This is a genomic window from Rubripirellula obstinata (assembly GCF_001642955.1).
Lineage (GTDB): Bacteria > Planctomycetota > Planctomycetia > Pirellulales > Pirellulaceae > Rubripirellula > Rubripirellula obstinata.
This window is the reverse complement of the sequence record NZ_LWSK01000026.1, coordinates 1-13,592: the sequence shown is the minus strand read 5'-3', so window position 1 is coordinate 13,592 and position 13,592 is coordinate 1. Positions and strand designations below refer to the sequence as shown.

General features: G+C 54.2%; 9 protein-coding genes. 4 read left to right on the top strand and 5 right to left on the bottom strand.

The features are described 5' to 3' along the window. Nucleotides 1-250: 250 nt before the first annotated feature. Nucleotides 251-2,290: an NAD(+) synthase gene (locus RC85_RS09250; protein WP_068261556.1), complete on the bottom strand. Its 2,040-nt coding sequence runs from the start codon at nucleotides 2,288-2,290 to the stop codon at nucleotides 251-253. A 229-nt stretch (nucleotides 2,291-2,519) separates the two neighbouring features. On the opposite strand from RC85_RS09250, the gene RC85_RS09245 reads away from it, so the two are divergent. Together RC85_RS09245 and RC85_RS09240 are read left to right on the top strand one after the other, a co-directional pair. Continuing rightward, nucleotides 2,520-3,206, top strand: coding sequence for a DUF2461 domain-containing protein (locus RC85_RS09245; RefSeq protein ID WP_068261553.1), 687 nt, complete (start codon nucleotides 2,520-2,522; stop codon nucleotides 3,204-3,206). After that, on the top strand, nucleotides 3,193-4,596 hold the full coding sequence (locus RC85_RS09240) for a sulfatase-like hydrolase/transferase (protein WP_160148047.1): 1,404 nt from the start codon (nucleotides 3,193-3,195) through the stop codon (nucleotides 4,594-4,596). Before RC85_RS09245 ends, RC85_RS09240 begins: the two co-directional genes overlap by 14 nt. On the opposite strand, the gene RC85_RS09235 is transcribed toward RC85_RS09240, so the two are convergent. From RC85_RS09235 to RC85_RS09215, 4 genes are all read right to left on the bottom strand, one after another. Continuing rightward, nucleotides 4,575-4,943 carry an RNA 2'-phosphotransferase gene (locus RC85_RS09235; RefSeq protein WP_068261547.1) on the bottom strand — a complete coding sequence of 123 codons (369 nt, stop codon included), beginning with the start codon at nucleotides 4,941-4,943 and terminating at the stop codon, nucleotides 4,575-4,577. The genes RC85_RS09240 and RC85_RS09235 overlap by 22 nt on opposite strands. A gap of 577 nt (nucleotides 4,944-5,520) precedes the next feature. Continuing rightward, nucleotides 5,521-6,972, bottom strand: a complete 1,452-nt coding sequence (dnaB, locus tag RC85_RS09230) for a replicative DNA helicase (RefSeq protein ID WP_068261546.1) — start codon at nucleotides 6,970-6,972, stop codon at nucleotides 5,521-5,523. 72 nt (nucleotides 6,973-7,044) lie between these two features. After that, a complete protein-coding gene (locus RC85_RS09225; protein ID WP_084422505.1) occupies nucleotides 7,045-8,778 on the bottom strand; it encodes a DnaA/Hda family protein in 1,734 nt (577 codons plus the stop codon). A gap of 302 nt (nucleotides 8,779-9,080) precedes the next feature. Continuing rightward, a complete protein-coding gene (locus RC85_RS09215) occupies nucleotides 9,081-10,265 on the bottom strand; it encodes an N-acetyltransferase (protein ID WP_068261541.1) in 1,185 nt (394 codons plus the stop codon). A 158-nt stretch (nucleotides 10,266-10,423) separates the two neighbouring features. On the opposite strand from RC85_RS09215, the gene RC85_RS09210 reads away from it, so the two are divergent. Next, on the top strand, nucleotides 10,424-12,013 hold the full coding sequence (locus RC85_RS09210; protein ID WP_068261538.1) for a PDZ domain-containing protein: 1,590 nt from the start codon (nucleotides 10,424-10,426) through the stop codon (nucleotides 12,011-12,013). Nucleotides 12,014-12,109: 96 nt separating this feature from the next. Next, a complete protein-coding gene (locus RC85_RS09205) occupies nucleotides 12,110-13,417 on the top strand; it encodes an excinuclease ABC subunit UvrC (RefSeq protein ID WP_200836819.1) in 1,308 nt (435 codons plus the stop codon). Nucleotides 13,418-13,592: the final 175 nt, after the last annotated feature.

Genomic DNA, 13,592 nt, shown 5'->3' with positions numbered 1-13,592 from the left:
GTAATGCGAGAACCTCCCAAGTTGCCAAAACGGTACCTGACACCTTTTTATTCCGCGGAGCGTAATTAGCACGCCACGGATGGCTTTCGCGGGACCACGGATGTTGCGCGGTCGGTTGGCGGATGGCGAATGAGAAAATGATTTTAACGAATGCCGGAAGTGCAATCACCCCCAAACATCCGTGCTCCCGCGAAAGCCATCCGTGGTTCATTCTTTCGCGCACAGCATCGTTCCTTCAAGCACCGAACAACTACAGGAAGTCACCGGCGTTGGCGTCGCTGGGCATTCGCCAATCGCCGCGTGGGGAAAGGCTGACTGAACCGACCTTGGGGCCGTCGGGGACGCAGTTGCGTTTGTATTGGCTGAAGAAGAATCGCTTCACAAATATGTCAAGGGTTTCGGCGATGTGCTTGGGGGAATAGTCCTGGTCGAACTTTGCGTGTGATGCTAGGTACAGAATCTTGTTGCGACTGAAACCGTTTCGTACGAAGTGGAAGAGGAAGAAATCGTGTAGTTCGTAAGCGCCGATGGATTCTTCGGTACTCTGTCGAATCGTGCCGTCTTCGCGCGGGGGCAATAGTTCGGGTGAGATGGTTGTGTTGGCGATGTCGTGCAAAACGGATCGTAATTCACCGTCGAAGTAATGGTCGGCGGCGTAGCGGACCAGGAAACGGACCAGCGTTTTGGGGATCGACGTGTTGACGTTGTACATCGACATGTGGTCGGCATTGTAGGTGGACCAACCAAGCGCCTGCTCGCTCATGTCGCCAGTCCCCAAAACAAAGCCGCGATTCATTAACAACATCGTTCGCACGCGAGCTTGGACGTTCTCGAACGTTAAATCTTTTGCGTCATCGGGAAGCTTTTGTAGTTGGGCCTGTAACGATTCCACATCGGTGGAATCGCTGACGGGGATTCCCAGTGGTGAATGATTCAGTGACAAAAACGTGTCCAGGCATAATTGTCGAATATCGATCAGTTCTCGGGTGATTCCCGTGGTTTCGATCAGCGTTTCGGCGCTGGACTTTGTCATCGACGTGGTGCCAAATCCTGGCATCGTGATTCCAACGATGTCTTTGCGATCTTTGCCGATGCTGTCGCAGGCTCGAATGGCAACCAACAGTGCAAGCGTGCTGTCCAGTCCGCCTGATACGCCGATCGAAAGTTTGGTTGTAGGCCCGAGTCGCGAAAGGCGTTTGCAGAGACCAGCGGTTTGGATGTCGAAGATCTCGGCACAGCGAAGTTCAAGCTCGGTGCTCTCGTCTGGCACGAACGGATGCGCATCGATGCGTCGGAGTAAATCGCCACGCGGTTCGCGACCCTGGCCGTCATTGCCAAATCCACCTAAATCGATCGTCCGGAAACTTGGCGAAGCGTGACGTCCGTCATCGAACGACCCTACGACTTGTCGATCATGAATCAAACGGCCCAAATCGATATCGCGAGCGACGGATGTTTCCGCGCTGGTGCTTTCGTTTGTCATTCCCGCGGCGATCGATGGAGTTTCTCCGTCACCGACTCGTCGCGATTCGCCCAGGACGGCTCCGTTTTCTGCGATCAGGCAATGACCACCAAACACCAAGTCCGACGTCGATTCGCTGGGGCCGGACGAGCAGTAGACGTAGGCCGCAATGCAGCGACCGGATTGACTGCGAACCAGATCCCGACGCCAACCCGCCTTGCCGATCGTTTCGTTACTGGACGACAAATTGACCAACACGTTTGCACCGGCCAAAGCTGCGTGCGAGCTGGGCGGGATCGGCGTCCAGAAATCTTCACAAATTTCGACCGCGATCTTGGCGTCGCCTCGCTGAACGATCAGATCGGTTCCAAAGGGAACAATTTCATTCAGTAACTTAATTTCAGACGGATCGGCGTTGGAAGCGGCTGCGAAATGGCGACCTTCGTAGAATTCGCGATAGGTCGGTAGGAAGGTTTTAGGAACGACCGCACGAACTTTGCCATTGAAGATTACTGCTGCGGTGTTCATCAGCGATCCGCAAACCCGCAATGGCAAACCAGCAACGATTGTTTTGTCGTGCGACTCGCTATGCGAAACCAATTCGCCAAGTGCCAACAACGTGGACGTCATCAACGCATCGGTCGCGAACAGGTCGCCGCAGGTGTAGCCCGTCAAACCGAGTTCAGGCAACACGATCAGATCAGCATCGACGGAATCGATTGCTCTGATCGATGACTTTGCGTTTGCCGACGGATTTGCCACCGAGATCGTTGGTGAGACCGCAGCAACGCGAAATAGGTTATGGTCGTTTAAGATTGTATTTTTCATGGATTGAACTTAGCGTCTTGCTTCCGGGTTTAACACGATCATTTCGATCTTCTTCGCTCCATGGTTTGACAGAAATGGGATGCACCTACACACCCTTCTTTTTGACAATAATTTTTTTGTCTTGTTCAAATCTGTAAGCTGATCGTGATGTTTAGACAAAAAAATTGGCGACAAAAACATTTGACCGCTCGATTATCATACTCCAACCTGTCCGTCGGCCCGAGATGCCATGCCTGATTCGATTTTGACGCCTAAGTTGTTTAAGTTCCTACGTGAATTAAAGAGAAATAACGATCGCGATTGGTTCGCGGAGAATAAGCCTCGTTATGAGGCTGATGTTCGCGAGCCTGCCGTCGAGCTTGTTCGTCAATTGGAAAAGCCGCTGGCGAAGGCCGCGCCGATGCTTGGGGTTGTTGCCAAGGGACATGGCGGCAGCGTGATGCGAATCTACCGTGACACACGGTTTAGCAAAGACAAAACGCCCTACAAAACCAATGTCGGAATCTCGGTTCGACATCAAGCCGATAACGACATTCATGCACCGGGCGTTTACATTCATTTGGCGGCTGACGAATGTTTCATCGGAGCGGGAGGTTGGCGACCGGAACGCAAGACGTTGGCGGCGTTTCGACAGGCGATTGCGGATGATCCAAAGGGCTGGATTCGGGCGAGAGACAATCGAGCGTTTCGCAGCGTTTTTGAATTGTCGGGGGAGAGCCTGAAAACGTCGCCGAGGGATTATCCCAGAGATCATCCGATGATCGAAGATTTGCGCCGGATCGATTTCATTGCGGTCGCACCGCTGAAGCAGTCGGATCTAACGAGCCCTGATGCGATCAAGATTTTGGTGGATCACATCAAGAAGGCAAAATCGTTGATGACCTTTTTGTGCGATGCGGTTGATGTCCCGTACTGACGTCTGGAAATTTGTTGCGCCGCTGTTGCTTTGGCTGATGCTAGATCGGTTGGCGATCGGGGTGATCGATGAACATTTGTTGTCGTCGCGAGTGTTTTCGGCGATAACCTTGTTGCCGGGGATCGTTGCGGAAACGCCGATCGGGTTTTGGAAAACGCTTGCGGCTGAGTTTGTGATCTGGGTTTTGGTTTGCAGTGTTCTTGCTTGGGCTGCGGGCAGGTGGTCGCGTCGCCCGTTGAATCGCGGGCGGTTGTATTTGCTTTTTGGCACCGCGTGGCTGGCTGTGCTTTCGCCGTGCGTTTTAGATCGACGAGATTCGGTAACTAAAACCGAGTCTGTTGCGGTTGATCCAACTTCAAATTTAGACGAACGAGATAGACGGATTCGACGAATCGGATTCCTACAACCGCAAGTCGTTCCGCAAGAGTCGCCTGATGTTTTGATTGTCGTGCTGGAATCGTTTCGGTACGAATTGGTTGAACCCGAGGTGATGCCGAACTTGGCCGGGGCGGCTGAGCAAGGTTTGTGGTGCAAAGGTCACTTTTCGAGCGGGAACGCGACGAGCCATGGCATGTTTTCCATCGTGACGGGAATGGACGCGACATGGTTTGATACTTCGTTGCGGTATCAGGCACCGTTGTATCGCTTGTTTCGATCTGCAGGCTACGAGTTGGGGTTCTTTGCGGGCCATGACGATTGGCGAACGTTTTTTATGGATGGATTTGTTTCGGCTGAGCAGTTTGATGAGTTTTCTATCTCGCCGCAGAATCGCTTGGAATCCGATCGTCAATCGATTCAGGCGGCGATGAAGTTTCTGGAACCGGATCAGTCGCGTGGGCCACGACTTGCGATTTTGTATCTGTATGTCACGCACGCTCCGTATCGCAGTTATGCAGAAGACCGGTTTTTTGAACCAGCGGCGAAGGACGGGTTCTTGATTCCGTATTCAAGCGATCAAGTGGATCAGGTTTGGAACCGTTACAAGAATTCAGCTCGGACGGCGGACCGTTGGATCGGTTTGTTGTTATCGAGTGCGGAAGACTGCGTGGTGTTGGTAACGGGCGACCACGGCGAATCGTTTTTGGAAGATGGAACGATCGGACATGGCAGCAAGATTTCACCGCAACAAAACATGACGCCGATGATTCTGGTTGGGCCAGGGGTTCCGACGCGGAAGATCAACGCACCCACCATTCACAGCGATGTGTTGCCGACGTTGTTGGCGGCGACGGGGATCCGGCTTTCAGATTCCGTGCAAGCTGATGATGCAGATGACCGGCTGTTTGATGGAATCAACTTGCTGGATGTCAGCGAAGGAGAATTGTCAGTGCGAGAGAACGTGACGCGAGATTACTTGACCGATGAAGTTCAATCGGTCTCGGTACGCTGAACGATTTTCGATCGCGTGAAGATGGTTTTCGCTGCGGGTTTTTTTGGTTTTGGTGTCGCGGGCTTGGCGGCGGCTTGTCGGGTTTGTTGCCTGATTGCTTTGCGAGAAATCTGCACAGCACGGATTTTCGATTTGTCTTCGCTGAGTTCGAAGCGTTGCTTGTCGTTTTCGGCAACGACCGTCATCACTTGTTCGGTCGTGACTGATTTTCCCGACGCGTTTGCTTTTTCGACAAACTCGTCCACGTTCGCCCAGCCGTCTGTATCCAGTTTCAAACCAATCGATTTGGGTTCGTGACAGAGGATGAAGCTCATGTACTTGCTGATTCGGGTGAGTCTTTTGTTCATTCGGTCATTCTAACAGGAATTTGCGCGGCGTAATATGATCCGGGTTTTGCATCAAGCTGATTCTGGTGAGCCGCTTTTTATTTAGCCGCGGAGCGGTGATAGCGCTTTGCCGGGCGCGTCAGCACCCGGAAACAAAGCAACAAACCACCCTCACTCAGACAAATATGGGGTGGCATGATCCGGGTGCTGACGCACCCGGCAAAGGGCTTCCGTCCCTTTGGGACTAACACAGAGCCTAGCCTTCAGCATCATCTGGACCTTAGCCGGACGTTCTCTCACGCGTCTGCGGCAGCGCGTTAGGGGCCCGGCTGAACGCCGTGAAGAGATTTGATCCAGCAAAAAACATCGTTTTGTTTAGCCGCGTGGGCATCGCCCCGCGCGTTTCGCCCCGCATGGACGCGCGGGGCGATGCCCACGCGGTTAAACGATTTAAAACTCTTCACGGCGTTGGGCCCGGCCGCTTACGCGCCTGCGGCTCACAGGATCGCATCGACCGATTTTGACCGGGCCCGGCCGCTTACGCGTCGCGGCTCACGAGATAGACAAGGTGTTGCGATTCCGGCTTGTTTATTTGGGGCTAGAAACCACCTGGGCTGCTGAATTCGGCGTAGTCGTCGAACTCGCTGTGTCGTTCGGATGCTCGGTCGCTGAACTTGGTGAACTCTGCTTCCCAGGTTAATTCGACGTCGCCGACGGGACCGCTACGTTGTTTGGCGATGATGATTTCGGCTTGACCAGCAAACTCTGCTTTTTCATCGCCGCGATGGTAATACTCTTCGCGGTGAACAAACATCACAACGTCGGCATCCTGCTCGATCGCACCTGATTCGCGCAGGTGACTCAGTTTGGGGCGGTGATCTTTGCCTTCTTCCGATTGGCGGTTCAGTTGCGACAAGCACAGCAGCGGGACTTCCAATTCACGCGCGAGGCCCTTCAAACGACGAGCGATCTTGGCGACTTGTTCCTGACGTGGATCACGAGAGTTATCGGGATCGATCAGTTGAAGGTAATCGATCACGATCAAACCCAGGCCGTCTTCTTTGCGTTTGATTCGGCGAGCGGCTGCGGCGATTTCGCTGACCGTTCGTGCGGGGGAATCGTCAACGAACAACGGCCCCTGCGAAATTTCGTTGGCTTTGTTGACCAAGCGGTCACGATCTTCGGATGACACTGTTCCTTCGCGGAGTCGGTGGCCGTTGACTCGGGCGAGCGAACACAGCATTCGGTCGGCCAATTCGATGCCTGACATTTCCAACGACACAAACAGCACCGGTGCTTTTTGAACGAACGCACAATGTTCGGCGATGTTCATCGCCAGCGCCGTTTTCCCCATCGCTGGTCGAGCGGCCAAAATGATCAGCTCGCCGTTGCGAAAACCGCCGCCAGTAATCGTGTCGAGTCCGTGCAGTCCGGTTTCGGCACCGCCGTCAAGTTGGTCGCCTCGCAATCGGGCTTCCATGCGGTCCATCGCTTCGTGCAACACGTCACTGATGCTGTGGACGGATTGGCCGCTGCGACCGTCCATGATTGCGAAGACTTTTTGTTCCGCTTGAGCGCATAGCTCTTTGGCGGAACTGGATTGGTCGTAGGCTTCGCGAAGAATTTCAGTGCTGGATTCGATCAGTTTACGCAGCACCGCTTTTTCAAGCACGATGTCTTTGTAGTAGATCGCGTGGGCCGCATTGGGAACGGCACCGGACAGTTTTGCCAAGTACGGTGCGCCACCGATCTTTTCGTAGACGCCAGCGGTTCGCAGTTTTGACAACAACAGCGTGATGTCAATTTTTTCACCGCCATCATGCATTTCACGCAGCGTGTGATAAATCGTTTCGTTAGCCGGATCGTAAAAGTCGTCGGCTTTTAGGTCGGCGATGTCATCGCACACGATCGGCATCAGCAGGATGCTGCCGATGACGCCCATTTCCGCTTCGAGGTCAAACGGCGGTTCGCGCTGCAGGATTTCGGCGGCGCTGGAGGTGGGTTTCTTCTTTTTCCGGTCAGGATAAAAGTTTGATTCGTCGTTGCTCATGCGATGGGGCTCTTGATTCCGGTCCGTGGATTGTTCACATCAAACGTAGCGAGAGTCGCCGAAATTGACAAACTAGGATGCACTTCGAATCAGGTTTTCAACGCGATCGAGGGCTTCGCGAGTGGACATGGCGGCGTGGCCGCGGCCGATGGATTTGCCAGCACTCAACCAGCGATTGACGTTTTTCTCGGCCGCGATCGCGGTGCTGTGTGATTTGCCGCCAAAGTGACGGGCGATTTCAGCATAGGCCGATGACGTCATCTGACGAGCCAAATACATCGCCAACATTCGCGGTTCGGTCGTCGATCGGGTTTGCGATGCACCACGCAGTGTCTCGTGCGGCAATTGGAACGCGTCGCAGACCGCTGATTCGATCACCGATAAAGTTGCCACCGGTTTGGACGATCGCAACAAATCGCCCGAGATCGTTCGAACTTCGTCGATTGTGGGAATGCGACCGTGCATCCGGCTTAGCAGCGTGACGCTGTTCGCCAGCCCGCTGATCACTCGGCCATCACCGGCGACAACCGCCGACAACTGTTCGAGCAAATCGTCGCTGGCCGCCGCGGGACAACGCTCTTTTAACAGGCGACTCAAAACAACCTTGCGAGCTTCTTGGTCGAGCGGTCCGACTGGGCAAACCAAACCGGCTGCCATCCGTCCGGCCAGTTCGCTGGTCAGGCCTTGGATTTCCGTGGGCGAACGTAGGCCACTAAAGATCAGCGGACGACCGGCGGCCGAAAGTGTTTCGATTGTGTAAAGCAATTCGCGAAGGGTTGCTTTTTTGGAGCCCAGAAATTGAATGTCATCGATCAACAACGCGTCGATGTCGCGGTAACGAGATCGAAACGACGTGATGCCGCTGTTGCTAACCGAGGCGATGAAGTCGTTGGTGAATTGTTCGGCTGACAGATGAACGACGCGGCGCATTCGATGCCGACGGCGAAGCATGTGCGCGATCGAACAGAGCAAATGAGTTTTGCCGGTGCCGCTGGGGCCGCAGATAAACAACGGGCTGGCGACGCCGGGCGTTTCGCAAACCATCGTTGCGGCGGTGAATGCTAACTTGTTGCTTGGTCCGGCGACAAAGGTCTGCATCGTCATCGCATCGCGAGCCGATTTTTTGGCACCGCCGGATGTTTCTTGTTTGTTCGAGTTGCCGTTGCCTTCACTGATACCGGGCAGCGGAAGTTGTCCGGGCAGCGGTCGTCGTGGTGCGGGACGCGACGCCATCGAATTGCGATCGCGGTTCTGTTTCGCCTGGGCCGAACGCGCGGTTGTTCCTGAAACCAAACTGGAAATTGATTCAGTCTTGCCGCGTCGATTGTTGTTGGCAAAGTTTGATCGTCGCGCGACTGTTTTGGTTGCGACTTTCTTTAACGCCGTCGCTGAACTTGCTGCTTCGAGTCCTTCGATTGGCAGGTCTACTTGTTCGGCTTGCGGTTGGTCCAAACAGACTTCGACATCGGTGGCTGTTCCGCAGGCTTGCATTGCTGCGCCGCGAAGTTGCGACAGGAAATTTTTCTCCAAGCGGTCTTTCGCAAACTGACCACGAACCGCAACGATCAACTTGCCGCGAGTCACGACGGTTGAATCAAGATTCTGTTCGGCACCATTTTGCTCGGCACCGTTTTGCTCGGCATTGGCGTCGGCTTGGAACGAGAACGAAACGTTCTGTCCAAACCACATCCGAAATCGATCGACACCGATTCGTCCTGTTAATGCTTCCGTGAAAGTTTGAACAACATCCATGTTGTCGGTGCAGCCTTGCGATGCGGACATACGGTGAGCGTCAACCTCCATCATGGATAATGAGCATTAAAAAGAGTCATTGCTGAAACCAGCAAAAAAGAACACTCATCCGTCGATCGTTCCGCAATCCATTCGCCGGGCGTTCTTGCCGGACGACATCTTTACCTGATCGGGGTGAGTGTGGAGGCAGATTCTAAGGTTGCTAGCATTCAAGTCAAACGCACCTTTAAAGATTCTGTGAAGATTCGTCGAAGGTTGTTTGGCGGCGGTCAATGTTGACGCGAAAGTCCCGATTTTGATGGTGGGCAAAGACCTGCGTCGTGCGGTGGATTGGTCGGAATTTTGGAGCAGCGAGTTTAGGTCGTTGTGGATAAGGTGTCACCGACCGATTTTCCCCAAACCTGTTCCTGAAGCAGCGGGCGAAGTCCGGCATCGTGATAGAGTTGCCGGGCGTGGGAGTTTTGTTGATCGACGGCCAGAACGATTTGTGGCGAATGGGAAACGCCGCTGATTTGCGAGCGAAAATGCACTGCGGGTTCGGAAAGAGCCAGCTTGACCAAGGGCCTGCCCAAACCTTGCCGACGTTTTTCGGGCAGTAACGCCATGTAAACCAATTCGCTGGTCGGTACGGCGTCCGTCTTGGTTTGATCTTCCCCGTTGCCGCCGCCATGAGTCGCCATGATGACGCAGCCGATTGGGACGGCGGGATCGGCTTTTGAAACGACAAAGTACCAACGGTTGGGGGCGTAGGAATCGACGTCGCGATAAGAGCAGAGTGTTTGCGAAGCCGTGCGAAATTGGCTCAGTGCGGGGCAGTCCAACGTGTCCTTGTACGTTCGACCGACCAACGCTTCAAAAGCGGCACTGTTTCTGTTCGAATCTTGCTCGTCCAGATTCACTAATTCCAGGATCGGTTGCGTCGCCGATTCGCGGTCCGTTCGATCGATGTTTTCCAGCGTCAGCTTTTCCAGGGCGACCGACAGGTATTCCAGCGTTGCCAGGGGCTGCATTCCAAACGATTCGCAGACTTGTGATAGGCCAGCGTTGGTGTCAGTGCCGGCGTCCGTCGCCCATTGCAAGAATTTTGCCCCCTGGCGAGCTAGTGTCTGATCCAACGCCAACACCAGCGGCTGTGGAATTTGCAACCGATCAATGGAACTCGTCGCAATCGATTCTTTTGACAGCGATTCGCCCCACGGTCCGGCATGCAGAATCGTCGCACTGTCGCCCAGCACTCCGATTCCCGTCGCATTGGCACCCAAGTGGCCGCTTGGCGGAACCGGCGAAACGGAAAAACTGTGGGCTGCCAAGACGGCGGACCGTTGTCCATTCGAATCTGTCCCGATCAGAAAGACCAATGGCGAGGCGATCGTGCGGTTGGATGAGTGTGTTTGAAAACCGCTGCAGCGAGCGGATCTTTTCAGTAATCCGTGAATTTGATCGACCACAATCTGGCCGCGAGCGAGCGACAGGGAACTTAGCCAGTGCGGGATCCATTGGTTCAGTTCGGCCAGCGATCCGGCTTCGATCTTCATTTCCATTGCCCGATTGCGAACCTGTTATTGGAGCCTGCTTTGTGGCGGAAAGTCCGCCGGACGACTTTGCCACGGTTTTCTTCTTGGATGACCACCCTATCATAAGGAACGAAGTCAGCACGTGGCTGGCTTACTAAAACTCAGTTGCAACGAAGACATTAACCATGAATCGTCCATGCTTATCGTTCGTTTTGATGATCGCAACCTTCATCGGTGCAGTCGTGGTCACGGCATCGCCCGCGGACGCTCAACTGTTTCGTCGAATTCGCCAAGCTAGGCAAAACGCTGCCCAGGCTCCGCAATATCAGCAACAACAGCGTGCCCAACAGGCCTATCAACAACGATTGCAACAGCAACAATTGCAACAGCGAATTCAGCAGCAACAATCTTTGCAGAATCGTTTTCGCACGAACGAAAGGCAAGCGGTTCCTGCGCCCCGTGTTCCGCAAGTCGGTGTTCCGCAGTCCCGTGTTCCGCAATCCCGCGTTCCGCAAGCCGGTGTTCCCGCAGCCAACTACTCGACTACTCCGCGCGTCGTCGGGCCCGTGCGTTTTCCAACTCAACCGGCAATCGCGGCTCCCGAGGCCATCAACAGCCAATCACGAATGCCGACTTTGGCCGAACAACCGAAGAAGGTTTCTGACAACCTTGATGAAGCAGGTGACCAGGAATCCAATTCGCAAGAATCGACCGAACCAGGTCAATCGGCAGGCGATAGTGATCTTGGGCAATCCATTTTGTCTGGTGACGAATCAACCGAGGACACTGACCAACCTGAAGTCAAAAAGTCTGATTCACCAGCCGCAACAATGGGGCTGGAAGTCTTTCAGTATTCTGAGCCGCAAAACGGGGTCCGCATTGCACGGATCGGTGAGGACTCGCGTGCCGATGAATCGGGAATACGGGTTGGTGACATGATTGTCGCCGTCGATCGAACCCGGACACGCCGTGCCGAAGATGTTGCATCGGTGTTGAAACAGCACAGCCCTGGTGAATCGCTTCGCGTTCAATTTGTTCGCGGATCGACTTCTTACGTGACCGACGTTCCGCTGATCGCCAGCAAGTTTTCCGAAAACAAAGCACCCGATAAATCTTCAAATTCTGATCGTGTCACCGTCGCCAAACCACCAGCGGATGCGACTGATGAAACGGCGGCAAGTTCAGACAGCATCAAGTTGGGGATGCTGATTCAAGACAATTCGAAGCTTCGCGGAACCGTGGTAACCAAGGTGCGTCCTGGATCGATTGCCGATGCGTCTGGATTGAAAGAGGGCGATCGAATCGTGTCGGTTGAATCAAGACTGCTGGAAGGCGGTGAACAGCTACGTCAAATCGTCGGAAAATCAACATGGGGCGACCAGTTGGCGATGGGCGTCGTCCGCGATGGCGAATTGATCTCGCGTAAAATCAAGTTCGCACAACCAGTGGAAACAAAACTGGCGGATTCAAAACCTAAAACCAAACCGAGCGCTGACTCAAAACCATCGTCCGCATCGGGTCTGAGCAAGGGAATCGGGTCGATGCTAGGCGGATTGTTCTCGGGTGGATCGAAGACAAAGGAAAAAGCGGCATCGAAATCGACATCGAAGGGTGAACAAGTCGTTCAGGCGGATGCTGTCTTGCCAGCGCCCGATAATTTGACGGAAAACAGTTTGGCGGAAAACTCTGAGATCGCCCAAAGCGAGTCCGATCCGTTGGGCTTTGGCGACGACGAGCCGATCGAGCAAGTGATCTTTCAAAAAAACGTCGAATGAAAGTTTGGGTAGCGAGTGAGTGAGGAAACCAACGAGCCAGAATCCGGCGAGCTTGAATCCAACGAGCCAGAATCCGGGGAGCCAGAATCCGGCGAAATGGGATTCGATCATGCCGCCGCGAAGGTGAGGACGTTTCCGCAGGTGCCGGGCGTTTATTTGATGAAGGACGCTGCCGCCCGCGTGATCTATGTCGGCAAAGCAAAAAACTTACGCAGCCGCGCCGGCAGCTATTTCTTAAAAGCCGCCGCCGAGGATTCTAGGACTGCGAATTGGGTCGGCGAAATCGCTGATATCGATTTTGTAGAATGCGAAAGCGAAGTCGATGCTCTGTTGATGGAATCGCGGCTGGTCAAAGACATCCAGCCCAAGCACAACAAAGATCTCAAAGACGATAAGTCGTTCCCTTATTTGATGATCACGACTCACGAAGAGTTTCCGCGTGTCGAGGTGACTCGGGAACCCAAACAGCGCGGCGTCAAACTGTATGGACCGTTCCCCAGCGCGGGTGCGCTGCGTGGTGCGATGTCGGTGCTGCAGCGGATTTTCAAATTTCGCACCTGCACGTTGGACATCAGCGAGTCGGATGAAAAGTGGCAATGGTTTCGGCCCTGCTTGCTGGCCAGCATCAATCAATGCACCGCTCCGTGTAATTTTCGCGTCAGCAAACAGGATTATCGCCGCGACATTCGTCGGTTGCAGACTTTCATGGAAGGCGGCAAGAAGCGGCTGATCAAAGAGATGACTGACGAGATGATGTCGGCCAGCAAGTCGCTTGATTTTGAACGGGCCGGTGTGCTGCGAGACGAGATCAAGATGCTGGACCGGTTGGAGGAACGGGGCGAACTGGAAACGCACGAACAACCGGAGGTCTTTTACGTTGACCCGAAAAAGGGCCTGACCGGTTTGCAGCGAGTTCTGAATTTGCCAAACACACCACGAGTGATCGAGGGAATGGACATCGCTCACCTGGGCGGCGGCGAAACGGTTGCATCGATGGTGCAGTTCATCGACGGATTGCCGTTCAAACCGGGCTATCGCCGATTCAGGATTCAGGACGTTGACGGAATCGATGATTTCCGCAGCATGTACGAAGTGGTGTCTCGCCGGTTTCGCCGTTTGTCGGACGAAGGCGAATCGTTCCCGGATATTTTGTTGATCGACGGCGGCAAAGGCCAACTGAGTTCGGCGATGGCCGCGTTTCGGGATCAGGACATCACGCCGCCGACGGTGATTTCGCTGGCCAAACGCGAGGAAGAGATTTTCCGCCCCGGTGAAACTGAATCAATCAAGCTAAGTAAACATTCGTATAGCCTGCGGTTGCTGCAATACGTGCGAGACGAATCCCATCGTTTCGCCCAGCATTACCACCATCTGCTGCGAAGCAAATCAACGTTCGATCGGTAGCGATTGTTGCAAATGCGCGGACGCGCGGGGCGATGCCCAACGCCTTGAAGGATTTCTAAATTGTTTAACCGCGTGGGCATCGCCCCGCGCGTTCGGGCCAGCACGACGCGCGGGGCGATGCCTGGACCGCTAAATCTTTGGGATTGCATCAGTTCTCGTTTGCGCAGGTTTCATT